The sequence below is a fragment of the Aquimarina litoralis genome, assembly GCF_039523995.1.
In the GTDB taxonomy this organism is placed as follows: Bacteria; Bacteroidota; Bacteroidia; order Flavobacteriales; family Flavobacteriaceae; genus Aquimarina; species Aquimarina litoralis.
The window spans coordinates 63608-79551 of sequence record NZ_BAAAGE010000009.1 but is presented as its reverse complement, the minus strand read 5'-3'; the positions used below and the strand labels follow the sequence as shown (position 1 = coordinate 79551).

Annotated in this window: 14 protein-coding genes; 10 read left to right on the top strand and 4 right to left on the bottom strand. The window is 32.3% G+C overall.

The features are described 5' to 3' along the window. Nucleotides 1–164 precede the first annotated feature (164 nt). Entirely contained in the window at nt 165–2111 is a 1947-nt protein-coding gene (locus ABD077_RS24835) for a tetratricopeptide repeat-containing sensor histidine kinase (RefSeq protein WP_343914897.1), read from the bottom strand. Between the two features lie 261 nt (nt 2112–2372). Between ABD077_RS24835 and thrS the strand changes: the two genes are divergently transcribed. The 9 genes from thrS (at nt 2373) to ABD077_RS24790 (ending at nt 12057) form a co-directional block, all read left to right on the top strand. Continuing rightward, the gene (gene thrS, locus ABD077_RS24830) at nt 2373–4319 is read left to right on the top strand and encodes a threonine--tRNA ligase (protein WP_343914896.1); all 1947 of its coding nucleotides are present in this window, start codon (nt 2373–2375) and stop codon (nt 4317–4319) included. An 80-nt stretch (nt 4320–4399) separates the two neighbouring features. Further along, nucleotides 4400–4915, top strand: coding sequence for a translation initiation factor IF-3 (infC, locus tag ABD077_RS24825; protein ID WP_280139552.1), 516 nt, complete (start codon nt 4400–4402; stop codon nt 4913–4915). 51 nt (nt 4916–4966) lie between these two features. Continuing rightward, nucleotides 4967–5164 (top strand): 50S ribosomal protein L35, encoded by a 198-nt coding sequence (gene rpmI, locus ABD077_RS24820; RefSeq protein WP_027394180.1) that lies wholly within the window; start codon nt 4967–4969, stop codon nt 5162–5164. A 107-nt stretch (nt 5165–5271) separates the two neighbouring features. Further along, complete coding sequence (gene rplT, locus ABD077_RS24815) at nt 5272–5616, top strand: 50S ribosomal protein L20 (protein WP_219010935.1); 345 nt, start codon at nt 5272–5274, stop codon at nt 5614–5616. 173 nt (nt 5617–5789) lie between these two features. Beyond that, the gene (locus ABD077_RS24810; protein ID WP_343914895.1) at nt 5790–6596 is read left to right on the top strand and encodes a TrmH family RNA methyltransferase; all 807 of its coding nucleotides are present in this window, start codon (nt 5790–5792) and stop codon (nt 6594–6596) included. A gap of 59 nt (nt 6597–6655) precedes the next feature. Next, nucleotides 6656–7888: a M48 family metallopeptidase gene (locus tag ABD077_RS24805; RefSeq protein ID WP_343914894.1), complete on the top strand. Its 1233-nt coding sequence runs from the start codon at nt 6656–6658 to the stop codon at nt 7886–7888. Nucleotides 7889–8026: 138 nt separating this feature from the next. Then, on the top strand, nt 8027–10234 hold the full coding sequence (locus tag ABD077_RS24800) for a RelA/SpoT family protein (protein ID WP_343914893.1): 2208 nt from the start codon (nt 8027–8029) through the stop codon (nt 10232–10234). Nucleotides 10235–10318: 84 nt separating this feature from the next. After that, nucleotides 10319–10786: a Fur family transcriptional regulator gene (locus ABD077_RS24795; RefSeq protein ID WP_299610884.1), complete on the top strand. Its 468-nt coding sequence runs from the start codon at nt 10319–10321 to the stop codon at nt 10784–10786. Next, a complete protein-coding gene (locus ABD077_RS24790) occupies nt 10786–12057 on the top strand; it encodes an adenylosuccinate synthase (protein WP_343914892.1) in 1272 nt (423 codons plus the stop codon). The genes ABD077_RS24795 and ABD077_RS24790 overlap by 1 nt, the downstream gene beginning before the upstream one ends. 80 nt (nt 12058–12137) lie before the next feature. On the opposite strand, the gene ABD077_RS24785 is transcribed toward ABD077_RS24790, so the two are convergent. The 3 genes from ABD077_RS24785 to ABD077_RS24775 form a co-directional block, all read right to left on the bottom strand. Next, entirely contained in the window at nt 12138–13535 is a 1398-nt protein-coding gene (locus ABD077_RS24785; protein ID WP_343914891.1) for a S41 family peptidase, read from the bottom strand. 85 nt (nt 13536–13620) lie between these two features. Then, nucleotides 13621–14172 carry a hypothetical protein gene (locus ABD077_RS24780; protein WP_343914890.1) on the bottom strand — a complete coding sequence of 184 codons (552 nt, stop codon included), beginning with the start codon at nt 14170–14172 and terminating at the stop codon, nt 13621–13623. A gap of 100 nt (nt 14173–14272) precedes the next feature. Next, a complete protein-coding gene (locus ABD077_RS24775) occupies nt 14273–15373 on the bottom strand; it encodes a helix-turn-helix domain-containing protein (protein ID WP_343914889.1) in 1101 nt (366 codons plus the stop codon). Nucleotides 15374–15525: 152 nt separating this feature from the next. On the opposite strand from ABD077_RS24775, the gene ABD077_RS24770 reads away from it, so the two are divergent. Beyond that, the gene (locus tag ABD077_RS24770; RefSeq protein WP_343914888.1) at nt 15526–15915 is read left to right on the top strand and encodes a hypothetical protein; all 390 of its coding nucleotides are present in this window, start codon (nt 15526–15528) and stop codon (nt 15913–15915) included. Nucleotides 15916–15944 lie beyond the last annotated feature (29 nt).

Genomic DNA, 15944 nt, shown 5'->3' with positions numbered 1-15944 from the left:
AATGAACTCTCAAAACTTATTCCGTTTTGCGGGTGCAAACATACAACCCTTTTTCCTTTCAACAACAAAAAAATACAACTATTTTTTAACCTTTTTGTAAAACACTCTAAACATTAAAGTTACAAATTAAAAAAAATAAAATATTTAGAAAAGGAACCAAAACATTATGCTTTTACTCCCGTAATTTCTATATCTAATATTGTTCCTCTACCAATAACAGAATCCACAACTAAACTTCCGTTTAACTTTTTAAGCCTATCTCTTACACTCCTCAAGCCTATACCCTCTTGCTTTGTCACAGACTTAAACCCTACTCCATTATCTTCATAGATCATATGGAAGTTATTATTTAACAAATCTAACTGCAATGAAATCTCTGTTGCTTTTGCATGCTTCAATGTATTCGTTAACAATTCCTGAACAACTCTAAAAACTTCTAGTGACAATTTCTCATTCAGTTGATCTATTTCTTTTTTAGGAAATACACTTAATGTTATTTTAATATTACTATTTACAACCATTTCATTTAGATACTCCTCTAAAACCTCCGAGAATCTATTACCATAAAAGTTATCAGGAATTAAATTATGAGAAATCTTTCTTACCAACTGATATGTCTCATCCACTTGTTTCTTAATTAAGCCTAAATCTTCATTCTGCTGAGTATGCGAACCTAATTTTAAATTAATAGCCGCTAGATTACCACCTATACTATCATGCAAATCTTGCGCAATACGTCTTCTTTCTGTATTCTGAACATCTAAAGATGTTTTTATCAACTTTAATTCTTGTTCTTTAATCAAAGATTTGATTCGCTCTTCATTAATTTCTTCCTGCTGTTTACTCAACTTATTTTTCGCAGTCAATTTTTGCTTGTATATAATGATAAGTATAATGCTCGAAATTGTTACCAATAAAAAACCATAAATAAGAAATCTCATATACCTTCTTTCAGATATCAATAGATTATCTTTTATCTCCTGATTTTTACGCAATAACTCTATCTTCTTTTCACGATCAAGAATATCGTACTTTACTAATAACTCCGCAATCTCCTTATCCTTCTGTATTTTACGAAGACTATCTTTCAGCTGATACCTTAATGTAGTGTGTTCTTCTGCTTCCTTATATTTATTTTGTTTTTTTAAAGTATTACTGAGGCTTTCTAAAATCTGAATTTCAATATCAATAAACCCTTTAGACTTCACTCTTTCTAATAAAACCGAATAGATGTCTATTGCTTTTTTGAAGTTATTTTTTTCATGGTAAGCTTGTGCCATTGTTATTCCTGACAACAGTACAAATTTCAAATTCTTATCTTCAAACATATTTTGTACGAGCTCACCATAATATATAGCCTCATCAAAATCACCCATTTTAAGATAACAAGCACTTATGCTCTCTAAACAATACCCCCTAGCCTTATAACCTTCTGGTGCCTCACAAGCTTTATTTAAATAAAACAAAGCATCTTTAAACTTTCCTTTTCTAGAATAAATCTGACCCAAATTGTTATACGAAAAATACACTGTACTATTATTCTTATCAACCTCTATACTTTTCTTATAATATGGTATTGCCTTATCATATTCTTTTTGATCTAAATAGTAATCCGCTAACCCTCTTATATGATGAACAGACATCTGATTACCTACTACTTTTTTCTCATATAAATCCAACCCTTTTAAGTGATATTCGCCTCTTATAGTAACCAACCCCTTAAAGCCATACCCAACAGCCAACATATTATAGGCTTTACTTAACCACTGATAAGACAACGAATCTTTTTTTCCTATAGATAGCTCATAAATCTTATTTCCGTAATAAATAGTAGAATCGGCATATTCTTTCTCCATATAGTATCTCCCCAAATAATCTAAGCCCCAGATACGAGCCTTTTTATCCTTTAATAAGGGTTTTACCAGCGGAAAGAATTCGTCGGGGTTTAGATTATTCATATTCTTAAGTTTCTTCTCTAGATCCTTACGAACATAATCTAACTCCTGAGAAAACATAGCTTGACAGCATAAAAACAATCCAATTAGGAGTATCGTTCTTAAATAGCAATTATGGATTAAAATTTTCAGTTTATCTGCAAGCGTGTTCATCATGAAATTGTAGGGCAAAGATGCTTACTCTTTTCACAAATGAACAAAAAAAGAATACACATCTCATTATTTGATGAAGTTTTTTTAAAGATTTGATAAAAGAATTTGATACTTATTGATAGTATAGTATTCTTTTTCAACTATAAAGTATGGCATCAATTTTCCCGTTAATCGAATTCTATATTTTATTTACTTTAAATAATTAGTAATTATTGTGAAGATTTTCATTATCGTATTATCTTTGCGCACTTAATAACAATTATAATGATTAAAATCACCTTACCTGACGGTTCAGTTAGAGAATACAATAGCAGTTTAACTGCGATGGATGTAGCAAAAGATATAAGTGAAGGATTTGCTAGAAATGTTATTTCTGCAAAATTCAATGGCACCACTATAGAAACCTCTACAGAATTAACAACCGATGGTGATTTGGTATTATTTACCTGGAAAGATGATGAAGGTAAGGCGGCATTTAGACATTCTACTTCTCATGTATTGGCACAAGCCTTAGAAGAATTGTATCCAGGAGTTAAGCTCTCTATTGGTCCGGCAATTGATAATGGTTTTTACTATGATATAGACCTTGGAGATCAAACTATCTCTGAAAAAGACTTCAAGAAAATTGAAGATAAAATGCTTGAGATTGCGAGAGGGAAACATGATTTTAAAATGAGATCTGTTTCTAAAGCCGATGCTTTAGCAAAATATAAAGAGGAAGACAACGAATATAAAGTAGAGCTTATTGAAAACCTAGAGGATGGAACGATCACTTTCTGTGATCATGATACCTTCACAGATTTATGTCGTGGGGGACACATTCCGAATACAGGAATCATTAAGGCTGTAAAGATCATGAGTGTTGCTGGTGCGTATTGGAGGGGAGATGAAAACAACAAGCAACTTACAAGAGTTTACGGAACTTCTTTCCCGAAACAAAAGGAACTAAAAGAATATCTTGAGCTCTTAGAAGAAGCCAAAAAACGTGATCATAGAAAATTAGGTAAAGAACTTGGTTTTTTTACTTTTTCCCAAAGAGTAGGACAAGGACTACCTCTTTGGCTACCAAAAGGTGCTGCTCTACGAGAACGTTTAGAACAATTTTTAAAGAAAGCTCAGAAAAAAGCGGGTTACGAAATGGTTGTGACTCCTCATATTGGACAGAAAGAGCTTTACGTAACCTCTGGCCATTATGCTAAATATGGTGAAGACAGCTTCCAACCGATTAACACACCTGCAGATGGTGAAGAGTTTTTGTTAAAACCTATGAACTGTCCGCATCATTGTGAAATATACAAAAGCGGACCGTGGTCATATAGAGACTTACCAATTCGTTATGCTGAGTTTGGTACTGTATATCGTTATGAGCAAAGTGGAGAACTACATGGCCTTACTAGAGTAAGAGGATTTACCCAGGATGATGCACATATTTTCTGTACTCCTGATCAACTCGATGAAGAGTTTAAAAAAGTAATCGATCTTGTACTTTATGTATTTGGTTCTCTCGGGTTTCAAAATTTTACTGCTCAAGTATCTGTTAGAGATCTCGATAAACCAGAAAAATATATTGGTGATGTTATAAATTGGGAAAAGGCTGAAAATGCTATTATAAGTGCCGCAAAAGATAAAGGCTTAGACTATGTAGTTGAAAGTGGCGAAGCAGCATTCTATGGTCCTAAGCTCGACTTTATGGTCAAAGATGCTTTAGGAAGGAGTTGGCAATTAGGAACTATTCAGGTAGATTATAACTTACCAGAGCGTTTTGATTTAGAATATAAAGGTAGTGATAACGAAATGCACAGACCTATAATGATCCATAGAGCTCCTTTCGGAAGTATGGAAAGATTCATTGCTATTTTATTAGAACATACTGCTGGAAACTTTCCACTTTGGTTAATGCCGGAACAAGTTATTGTCCTATCAATCAGCGAGAAATATGAAAAATACGCTGAAAAAGTTTTAAATTTGTTAGAAAATAACGAAATTCGCGCCCTTGCCGATCATAGAAATGAAACCATGGGTAAAAAGATAAGAGAGGCAGAAATGAAAAAAATTCCTTACATTGTAATTGTAGGGGAACAAGAAGAGAAAAACAACACGATATCGGTTAGAAAACATGGAGGTGAAGATATCGGAGCGATTAGTATCGAAAAGTTCACCGAAATAATAACAGAAGAAATAAATAAGACGTTATTACCATTTAATGGATAACCGAAATAAATTTTAAGTTTAATTTAAATTTTTAAGTCATAGCAATAAGAAGAAGAAGGTCTCAGAAACCACTAAGAGTAATTAAAGAAGATGCTCACAGAATCAATCACAAAATTAGAGTTGATGAAGTGCGTCTTGTAGGCGACAATGTAGAAGTTGGTGTTTATCCAACTAAAAAAGCACTAGCACTTGCTGAAGAGCAAGAATTGGATCTTGTAGAAATTTCTCCAAAAGCGGTACCTCCTGTTTGTAAAATTATGGACTATAAAAAGTTCCTATACGAGCAGAAAAAAAGGGACAAAGCTCTTAAAACCAAAGCAACCAAAGTAACCATTAAGGAAATACGATTTGGTCCAAACACAGATGAACATGATTATGAGTTTAAGAAAAAACACGCAATCAAGTTTTTAAGTGAAGGAGCTAAATTAAAAGCTTATGTTTTCTTCAAGGGACGTTCTATTATTTATAAAGATCAGGGGCAAATTTTATTATTAAGACTTGCACAGGAACTTGAAGACTATGGTAAGGTAGAGCAAATGCCGAAACTAGAAGGGAAAAGAATGATTATGTTCATTGCACCTAAAAAGACTAAATAAGTAAAAAGAAGTTTAAAATAATAAGTGAGATTATTATAAAAACAAGGATCAATGCCTAAAATGAAAACAAAATCCAGTGCTAAAAAGCGTTTTAAGCTTACAGGAACTGGTAAAATCAAAAGAAAGCACGCTTTTAAGAGCCACATCTTAACAAAGAAGTCTAAAAAGCGTAAGCTAGCTTTAACGCACTCTACGTTAGTGCATAAAAGCGATGAAAATAGTATTAAAGAACAACTACGTTTAAAGTAATTATTTTTTAATCAGGTTAAAATTATTATAAACCCAGGAGTTGGGCCTTTTATGAAAAAGACAAAGTGTCAAATCATTGACCGCCTACTACTAAAAAATTTAAAATTATGCCAAGATCAGTAAATTCTGTTGCGAAAAGAGCTAGAAGAAAAAGAGTTCTTAAGCAAGCAAAAGGATACTTCGGACGTCGTAAAAACGTTTGGACAGTAGCAAAAAATGCAGTCGATAAAGCAATGTCATATGCTTATAGAGACCGCAGAAACAAAAAAAGAACTTTCCGTGCTTTATGGATCACTCGTATCAATGCAGGTGCTCGTTTACACGGTATGTCTTATTCTCAATTTATGGGAAAAGTGAAAGCTAATAATATCGAATTGAATCGTAAGGTTCTTGCAGATTTAGCAATGAACAACCCAGAAGCTTTTAAAGCGATTGTAGAAAAAGTAAAGTAATTTTTTAAACAATAATATTATCTCACTTATAAAAAGACCTCGTCAATTTTGACGAGGTTTTTTAATTACATATTGTTTTTTGCAATAGTTTTCAATAAAATTAAAAAGATCAATTATTGTATAGGAGTCAGAATTACCTTTATTTTACGGATTGATCAAAAGTTATACAATTCATGCTCTTAATATCCAGTTTACAAAATCCAAAAATCAAGTTTTTACATCAGCTAAAAGAAAAATCTAGGTTACGTAAAAAAGAGCAAAAATTTGTGATCGAAGGAAAAAGAGAAATCTTTTTAGCGATTCATGGTGGATATCAGCTATTACAAATTTATTATTGCCCAACAATTATATCAAATGAAGATGTATCCGCTATAATAGATAATACTTCTAGTTCTATTGACATCTTTGAGATTACTACAGAGATTTATCAAAAGCTATCACATAGGTCTACTACTGAGGGAATTTTAGCCATTGCAAAATCTAAAGAAGCGTCATTAGACAATCTTGATTTAGATAATAAAAACCCATTGATTTTAGTGGCTGAATCCCCAGAAAAACCAGGGAATATAGGCGCGCTATTACGTACAGCAGATGCAGCAAAAGTGGATGCCGTTCTCATTGCGAATCCTCGAACAGATCTCTACAACCCAAATATCATTAGATCTAGTGTAGGATGTGTTTTTACAAATAACATTGCCATGGGTTCTACTGCGGAAATAATCGCCTACCTAAATCATAAAAACATTGCTATTTATGGAGCTGCATTACAATCTTCAGAAAATTATTACACACAAGATTATACTAAACCTACGGCTATTGTCGTTGGTACTGAAGATAAAGGCTTAACCGATGAGTGGTTATATAACACTTCGCAAAATATCAAAATCCCCATGAGTGGTGTTATAGATTCGATGAATGTTTCAGTAGCTGCAGGAATACTAATTTTTGAAGCAAAACGACAACGTGATTTTGTTGTCTGATACTTAAAAAATCATTAACTTACTAGACCTACAAATCCCAAAGCTGCAAACCTATACAAATGACATCAAACATGCTCTTTAATCTATTGATTGCTATTATTATAATAGTATTTCTAATAGATTCTTTATTAGATATACTTAACGCTAGACACTATAATAACAGTATCCCCGATGAGCTTTCTGACGTTTATCCAGAAGATGAATACCAAAAATCAATTGCCTATAAAGAAGCTAATTATAAATTCAAATTAGTTTCTTCTTCTATTTCCCTATGCATAATGTTGCTTTTCTTCTTTTTAGACGGATTTGCTTGGGTAGATGGAATTGCTAGAAGCTTCTCCGATAACTCAATAATTGTTGGGCTTATTTTTTTTGGGATCATCATGATTTGTAGTGATATATTGTCGACTCCTGCATCTTATTATAAAGTTTTTGTCATTGAAGAGCAGTTTGGTTTTAACAAAACTACGATAAAGACCTTTTTTATAGACAAAATAAAAGGTATTTTCATGATGATTATTGTTGGTGGAGGACTATTAGCCCTGATCATGTGGTTTTATGAAATTACAGGTCAATATTTCTGGTTATATGCTTGGGCGCTTATTGCTATTTTTACTCTAGCTATGAATATGTTTTATGCAAAAATCATAGTTCCTTTATTTAACAAGCAAACACCTTTAGAACCTGGAGAACTAAGAGATACAATTCAAGAATATTCAATGAATGTAGGTTTTCAGCTAAAGGATATTTTTGTAATTGATGGATCCAAAAGAAGCACTAAAGCCAACGCTTATTTTTCTGGTTTAGGTAGTGAAAAACGAATTACCTTATACGATACTTTGATTAAAGATTTGAACAAAGAAGAAATTGTAGCCGTGCTCGCTCATGAGGTGGGACATTACAAAAAACGACATGTAATTATCAACCTCCTTTTATCCATATTACTAACAGGAATTACACTTTGGTTTTTATCCCTATTTATCGCAAACCCCCTTCTTTCTGAGGCTCTATCAGTAGAAGTACCTTCTTTTCATATCGGATTAATTGCTTTCGGAATTCTATATAGTCCAATATCAGAAATTACAGGTCTAATTATGAATATAGTTTCTAGAGCATTTGAGTACCAAGCCGATGATTATGCAAAAAACTCTTATGATGGAGAAGCACTGATCAATAGTTTAAAAAAATTATCTAAAAACAACCTAAGTAATCTGACACCTCATCCAGCTATGGTTTTCATACATTACTCACATCCAACACTTTTGCAAAGGATTAAAAACATACGCAAATAAATCAAGTGAAATAGACTTGGTGGTTACGATTCTTAGTTGTATTTTTAACTATTACTCTAGTATTTTTCTAGACAAGAAAAATACTAGAGTTTTTCGCACAATCATATTGAAAAAGGCTTTCTAAGAAAACTTTGTAGTATGACCGAAGCCGCTATAGAACAGGAAAACAAACAAATTGCAAAGCAATATAAAGAATTGCTTCGTATAAGTTACAGAGATCTAAGTAAGGATGATAAGAAACTTATACGACAGGCATTCGATGTTGCTGTAGATGCGCATAAAGACCAACGTCGAAAAAGTGGAGAAGCCTATATCTTCCACCCTATTGCTGTTGCCAAAATTGTAGCAAGTGAAATTGGGTTAGATGCCACTTCCATAGCTGCAGCATTGTTACACGATGTTGTAGAAGATACCGAATACACTTTAGTGGATATAGAGCAGATGTTTGGAGAAACAGTTGCTCGAATTGTAGATGGATTAACAAAAATATCTTCTCTGAAAAAGGATAAAGATATTTCGCTACAGGCAGAAAATTTCAGAAAGATGTTACTTACCCTTAATGATGATGTTAGGGTTATTATCATTAAGATTGCAGATCGGCTACATAATATGCAGACTATGGATGCGATGCGACCAGATAAACAGGTCAAAATTGCTTCCGAAACATTATATATTTATGCTCCTTTAGCTCATAGAATTGGGCTTTATAATATTAAAACAGAATTAGAAGACTTAGGGTTAAAATACACAGAACCTGAAGTATACAAAGACATTCTTGAAAAAATAAAAGAAAGTAAAGAAGAGCAAGATGCTTATATCAAAAGGTTTTCTGATAAGATCAAAGAAGGATTAGACAAAGAAGGGTTAGATTATGAAATCAAAGGAAGACCTAAATCTATCTTTTCCATCAGGCGTAAAATTGTAAAACAAAATATTTCTTTCGATGAAGTATATGATAAATTCGCTATCCGAATTATCTATAAAGCGGAGGATATTGAAAATGAAAAGTTTATTGCTTGGAAAATATACACTATAGTTACCGATTATTATCGCCCTAATCCAATAAGGCTTCGAGATTGGATTTCTCAACCAAAATCTACTGGTTACGAAGCATTGCATATTACTGTCATCGGTCCAGATAGCAGATGGGTAGAAGTACAAATTCGTAGTGAGCGTATGCATGAAATTGCGGAAAAAGGTTATGCCGCTCACTATAAATATAAAAATACTGAGAAAAAACAGGATCAAGGATTAGATGGCTGGTTAAACAGACTCCAAGAAGCATTAGAAAACTCTGAGGCAAATGCAGTAGATTTTGTAGAAGAGTTTAAACTAAACCTATATTCAAAAGAAATTTTTGTTTTTACTCCAGAAGGTGATCTTAAATCACTACCAAAAGGAGCTACTGCTCTAGATTTTGGTTTTAGTGTTCATACAGAAGTTGGACTTAGAACCAGAGGCGCACGAGTAAATAATAAATTAGTTCCTTTAAGTCATGAATTAAAAAGTGGAGATCAGGTCGAAATCATAACCTCTGCAAAATCAAAACCAACATCAACTTGGTTAGATTATGCAACCACTGCAAGAGCACGATCTAAAATTAAATCTGCTCTACGAGATGAGAAAAAACAGATCGCGGAAGAAGGAAAAGTAATCCTTAAAAGAAAACTACGCTCTCAAAAAATCACTATGGGAGAAAAAGTGGTTAATGAGCTAGTATTATACTTTAAGTTAAAAACTAGTCAAGATCTTTTCTATAGAGTTGGAATCGGTACCATCGATAACCAGAAAATTAAGGAGTTTGCTACTGCGCGAAGTAATGTTTTTATGAATTTTATTAAAAATAGAATTCGTCGTGGTAACGCAAAAGATGTCAACAAAGATGAAATTACTTCTAAATACGATTTATTAGTATTCGGTAAAGACTCAGAAAAATTAGAGTACAAACTATCTAATTGTTGCAATCCTATTGCAGGAGACAATGTTTTTGGCTTTATTACTGTAAATGAAGGTATTAAAGTTCATAAAAAGGATTGCCCGAATGCACTGCAAATGCAAAGTAATTATGCTTACAGAATTATTCAAGCAAAGTGGATAGATTCTAGCCAAGAAGAGTTCAAGGCAGTAATTAGACTAAACGGTATTGATAATATTGGTGTGGTTAATGAGGTGACACAGATCATTTCTAATAATATGCACTTGGCTATTTACAATATGAATTTTGATACTAATGACGGTGTTTTTACAGGAAAAATAACCGTTGGAGTTAAAAACAAAAATACTCTTAAGACCGTTATTCAAAATCTTTCTAAGATCAATGGAATCGATAAAGTCATTCGAGAATAATTCATCTTACTTTTTTATTAATAAGTATTCATAAATTGGTCTCTCACTAATAAAAAATAATGTAAATTTGTTTTTTAAATCATTATGAGTACCAAAACAACTACGCAAAACGATCAAAATATCGTTAAAAACGTGTTTACTAGTTTTCTAGAAGAAAACGGTCATAGAAAAACACCTGAGCGTTACGCTATACTTCAAGAAATATATGAAAGTGAAGAACATTTTGATATAGAATCACTTTACATCAAAATGAAAAATAAAAACTATCGTGTTAGTAGAGCTACTCTATATAATACTATAGAATTACTCTTGGATTGCAAATTAGTACGTAAGCATCAATTCGGTCAGAGTCAGGCTCAATACGAAAAATCTTATTTCGATAGACAACATGACCATCTTATCTTAACAGATTCTGGTGATGTTTTAGAGTTTTGTGATCCTAGAATACAATCCATAAAAAAAACAATCGAAGAAATTTTTGATGTAGAAATAACAAATCATTCATTGTATTTCTACGGAACTAAAAAGAAACCAACTAATCAAGAAAACTAATGGCGGTAAACTTATTACTTGGTCTTCAGTGGGGAGACGAAGGTAAAGGAAAAATTGTAGACGTTCTTACAAAAAATTATGATATTATAGCGAGATTCCAAGGCGGCCCAAATGCCGGACATACCTTAGAATTTGATGGAATCAAGCATGTATTACACACGATTCCTAGTGGAATTTTTCATGATAAAGCTGTTAACTTAGTAGGAAACGGTGTGGTAATCGATCCGGTAATCTTTAAAAAAGAACTTGATAATCTTGCAAAGTTTAATATAGATTACAAATCAAAACTTCTTATATCCAGAAAAGCACATTTAATTTTACCAACACATAGAATTCTAGATGCGGCCTCAGAAGCTTCTAAAGGAAAAGCGAAAATAGGTTCTACCCTAAAAGGAATTGGTCCTACATATATGGATAAGACAGGTAGAAATGGTATTCGTGTTGGAGATTTAGAATTAAGCGACTGGAAAGAACGTTATCGTAATCTTGCTAATAAGCATGAAGCGATGATTGATTTCTATGATGCGAAAATAGAATACGATTTACAAGAATTAGAACAAGACTTCTTTGAAGCTGTAGAAACCCTAAAATCATTAACCTTTATTGATAGTGAAGAATATCTTCATCAGGCTCAAAAAGAGGGTAAGAAAATATTAGCTGAAGGCGCACAAGGTTCGTTATTAGATATTGATTTTGGAACATATCCGTTTGTAACTTCTTCTAATACTACTGCTGCTGGTGCTTGTACCGGTTTAGGTGTAGCTCCTAATAAAATCAAAGAAGTATTTGGAATCTTTAAAGCATACACTACACGTGTAGGAAGTGGTCCTTTTCCAACTGAATTGTTTGATGAAGATGGAGAAACAATGGGACGTGTTGGGAACGAGTTTGGAGCTACCACTGGAAGACCTCGTAGATGTGGTTGGTTAGATCTAGTTGCACTAAAATATGCTGTTCATGTTAATGGAGTTACACAATTAATGATGATGAAAGGTGATGTTTTAAGTGGTTTTAATACGCTTAAGGTTTGCACCGCTTATAAATATAAAGGAGAAACGATTGATCACCTTCCTTATAATATCGAACCAGAGAATGTTACTCCAATCTACACAGAAATGAAAGGTTGGTCAGAAGATCTTACTAAGATGAGTGATAAATCAGAATTTCCTAAGGAATTAAACAAGTATATCGAGTTTTTAGAAAAAGAATTAGAAACTCCTATTACCATTGTTTCTGTAGGACCTGATAGAACACAAACAATACACAGGTAAAACTATCGATTATTTATAATATTAAATCCCTCAAATTACAATGATTTGAGGGATTTTTTTTAAGTAATTACTAGCTGTAACTAGTTTTGGAGTAGTTCCATCGCACGATCTATTCCACTATCTTTTTCTTCCTGAAAATCTATGGTTAATAAGAAAGGAATTTGATTTTCTGAGTTCTCAGGTCCTATTCCAACAATTTCAAAAACTTCTCCTTGCGCATCACTGTATATTTCGTTAGATAAACCCATTTCTGCTCCATTTGGTAATTTATGGGTAAGAATAGTAGAAAATGCTCCTGCCGTGTGTTCCCCTACAATAGTAACATAAGGTAAATCTTTCATACATAGTGCAAAAAGTTCTGCTGCGCTTATCGATGCTGGACTGGTAAGCAAGATAATATCTTTTGTGAATTGAAAATCTCCTTTTGGCGCTACAGAAAAGGACTTATTTTCGGTAAAACTATCTCCCAATCTTGCTTTTTTGAAATAGGAAACTCTTTCCTGATCCATAAATCGAGAAACAATATCCAGAGCTACTGTGTCAATTCCACCGTTATTAAAACGTATGTCGATAATCAATTTAGATACTCCCGAAAATTCGATATCCTCCATAATCGTATCCAGAAGATTATTTAAAGATGATAATTCATTACTAAAATCAGTTCCATAACCTTCCATACCAATAATATTGATGTATCCAATATCTTCGTTAATCAATCCCCAAAATATATTATTTCCTTCATCGATCTCAAAGTTTCCGTTTAAATAGTTAGTGGCGATAGTTATTAATTTTTCATTTCCCAAATCAACATAATCATCAATGTTTTCTAACAAAAGATCGCCACTTAAATTAGCATTTAATCTTTCCAAAATTCTAGGTTCCCCAGATTCTATCAGAATGTTATTATCTTCATCTATAATACTAACGTGTCCATCTTCCAACAAAAGAACTAATTCTTCTAAAATATCATAAAAATTTTCTGAGTTTGCCTGATCTCTTAGGCTCTCATACTGAGCCCAATTTATATTTCTAGCTTCAAAAAAAGCATAGTAATCATTAAAGATATTCCAAAAATGATCAAAGTTTACTTTTGGATCATTGGTAACAGCAATCTGATCCGGCAAACAAATTGGATTTTGTTCTACTAATCTAGTAAGTTTTATTTCGGAATCCGATAAAGCTGAAGTTGCTACTAATTCATTTTCACTCACCTGAAAAAGCTCAAAATCTTCTAACATAAAGTCATCATTCTGAATTGCACATCCAACCGTATTAAAGTTATAGAGTATATCCTTACCCTCTGTAAATTCAAGTATATATCCTTTCTCGGCAGATAACCAAAAACCGTTTACTGGATCTGTTATTGGGACCGTATTATCATCATCGGATTGACAGGAAACAATAAGACATAATAAGAGAAGTACACTACCTTTCTTTATCATTAAAAGAAAAGCTTCTTTTTTATTTATTGACAACATATAATTTATTTTAAAATTTTAATAAGTAAATAAGAGATGAAGAAGAGTATGACAGTCGTTTAACAAAGCCCATTCATACTGTTTCTTAAAAACGATACCCTATTTTGAAAGAAACATAAGGTGTTAGACCTACTTTTCTACGATTATCGTTTCCAAAACCTAATGCTGGACCAATAGCCGTTTCATAGTTAAAGTGTTTACCTATATTCCTTCTGATTCCCCAAGCAAAAGCTAGCACAGGATGATTTAACCGATCTCTTTTAGCTTCAAAACCATCGTAATTGAAATAACTACCACGTAATGATATGTAGTTTGCACTATTACCATCAATCCTTTTCCCCTTTCTAGCCCGTTTTAGTAAATTGTAATACCAACGAGGCTCTATCGACAATCCAGGCAACGAAGTTCCACTACCAACTCCATTCCCGTTATCTTTGGTCCAAAGGCCTTCAACCGAAATTCCTATTTCGCTTCGCAATGCAATCTGATTTGTTAGTTTTAATTCATTATGAACCCATGCACCAACTACACCTACTTGAATTCCAAAAATTGATTTCTCTACAGATATATCTTTAGAATCTTGAGAAAATGTGATACATGACATCATTAGAAAAGAAACAAGAATTACTTTTTTCATTTTTTTATTTTTTGATTAACAGCGATAAAAGTATTGTTATCAAAAAACAACAGTGTAATTTTATATCGGGAGATGTACTGAAATAAGGGAAGTTTACGAATCAGGACGTTTTTTGTAGCTTTCTATACGAACCAGGAGACATTCCTAAAGAAGTTTTAAAAGCACTATAGAATGCACTTTTGGATTTAAAACCTACTTCCATACCAATTGCTTCTATAGAATACTTATTAAATACTGGGTCATGAAGTAAGTTTTTAGCAGCCTCTATCCTATATTCATTTACAAACTGAATAATACTTTTATGTATTTCTTGATTTACGATTTGTGACAAATAGCCCTCATTAGTTTCTAATCGATTGGCTAAATCTAATCTACTTAAAAGAGGATTTTTATACAATTCTTCCTCTTCCATCAATTTGTATAATTCTGTGATAATTTTTGAAACCGTAGCTTCATTTATTTTCTTTTTTGTCTGCGCAACGTGTATATTTTTTGAAACCAAATATTGATGAATTTCATCCTTCTGAACAATTATTTGTAGTTTAAAAATTCCATAGTACAATACCCACCACGACAAAATGGAAAGCATAATCCACATGATATTAGTAACAAACTCTGAATCATATATATACAATTCGATATTGGATAAAAACCAACAAATAACAATACATATCATAAAGAGATTCAATCTTAATAACCAACGGCGTTTTTCTGAAGAAATAGCACTAGAACGTTTTATGAGATATCTACTAAAAATGATTAAAAACACATTAAAAACAAACGAAAATCCATCTTTAATATCATAGGTTAATGCATCCAAATCAGGATTATATATACCCCAAACAAAATCGAAAATAGAAACACTCACCTCAAGAATAACAGACGCTATAAAAGGAACGTAAAGCCATTTATACCATCTTTTTGTGAGATACTTGTGTTTTATTTGAAGTAAAAAATATGTAAAAAGGGTGACAGCAACCAGGAACTCTAGCATAATATTATCTAAAAACTGTAGGATAATATTATCGATTTCATACCAACCTAAAAAAGTTAGAGTGGTGAGTAAAAACAGCGATATAGCGAGATAATTATTAGCGTGGCTTTTGTAAAATGAAGATGTAATCAATGAGATACTTATAAAATATCCAATACACCCACTGGCAATAATAATAAAATCTAATAGTGTAAGCGTACTATTCAATATAAAGAAAGGTTAGTTGTTGTTTAATATAACTAAATACTTCAAAAATTAGTACTTGTGACAAGCTATTCTGCAGATATCTTACATCTATAAAAATTACAATTTTTCTGTATAGAGTAGTATATTTGCAACAAATTTAGAACCTACACTCTTTGAGAGTCTTTTTTTCCATATTGATCTTTATTGCATTTGTGCTAAGGCCTACTATAGAAATTAGTAGCATACTCTATTATCAATTAAATATTGATAGTATTATAGAGAAATATTGTATTAATAAAGAAAGACCCAAGTTAAACTGTAACGGTAAGTGTTATCTAATGACTCAGATGAAAATGAGTTCGATGGCTGATAATAACAATACAGAAGCTTCGATTCCAATACTGGAAGCTTTTCTCCCATTGTTTTTTGAGGATAACACATTATCTATAGAAAGTGTTCCTAATTTTCAGTTCTCACTTCAAAAAAACTGGAAACCAATAAACTGGCATTTAAAAGATATTTCCAAGGTTATAGATCATCCTCCAGAGATATATTTTTCATAACTATCAATCATTTATTGATTGTAAAACTA

Coding starts and splice junctions, on each gene's coding strand:
- rplT (WP_219010935.1), top strand. CDS start 5,272: ATGCCAAGATCAGTAAATTCTGTTGCGAAAAGAGCTAGAAGAAAAAGA.
- ABD077_RS24810 (WP_343914895.1), top strand. CDS start 5,790: ATGCTCTTAATATCCAGTTTACAAAATCCAAAAATCAAGTTTTTACAT.
- ABD077_RS24835 (WP_343914897.1), bottom strand. CDS start 2,111: ATGATGAACACGCTTGCAGATAAACTGAAAATTTTAATCCATAATTGC.
- ABD077_RS24800 (WP_343914893.1), top strand. CDS start 8,027: ATGACCGAAGCCGCTATAGAACAGGAAAACAAACAAATTGCAAAGCAA.
- ABD077_RS24795 (WP_299610884.1), top strand. CDS start 10,319: ATGAGTACCAAAACAACTACGCAAAACGATCAAAATATCGTTAAAAAC.
- ABD077_RS24780 (WP_343914890.1), bottom strand. CDS start 14,172: ATGAAAAAAGTAATTCTTGTTTCTTTTCTAATGATGTCATGTATCACA.
- ABD077_RS24805 (WP_343914894.1), top strand. CDS start 6,656: ATGACATCAAACATGCTCTTTAATCTATTGATTGCTATTATTATAATA.
- ABD077_RS24790 (WP_343914892.1), top strand. CDS start 10,786: ATGGCGGTAAACTTATTACTTGGTCTTCAGTGGGGAGACGAAGGTAAA.
- thrS (WP_343914896.1), top strand. CDS start 2,373: ATGATTAAAATCACCTTACCTGACGGTTCAGTTAGAGAATACAATAGC.
- rpmI (WP_027394180.1), top strand. CDS start 4,967: ATGCCTAAAATGAAAACAAAATCCAGTGCTAAAAAGCGTTTTAAGCTT.
- ABD077_RS24785 (WP_343914891.1), bottom strand. CDS start 13,535: ATGTTGTCAATAAATAAAAAAGAAGCTTTTCTTTTAATGATAAAGAAA.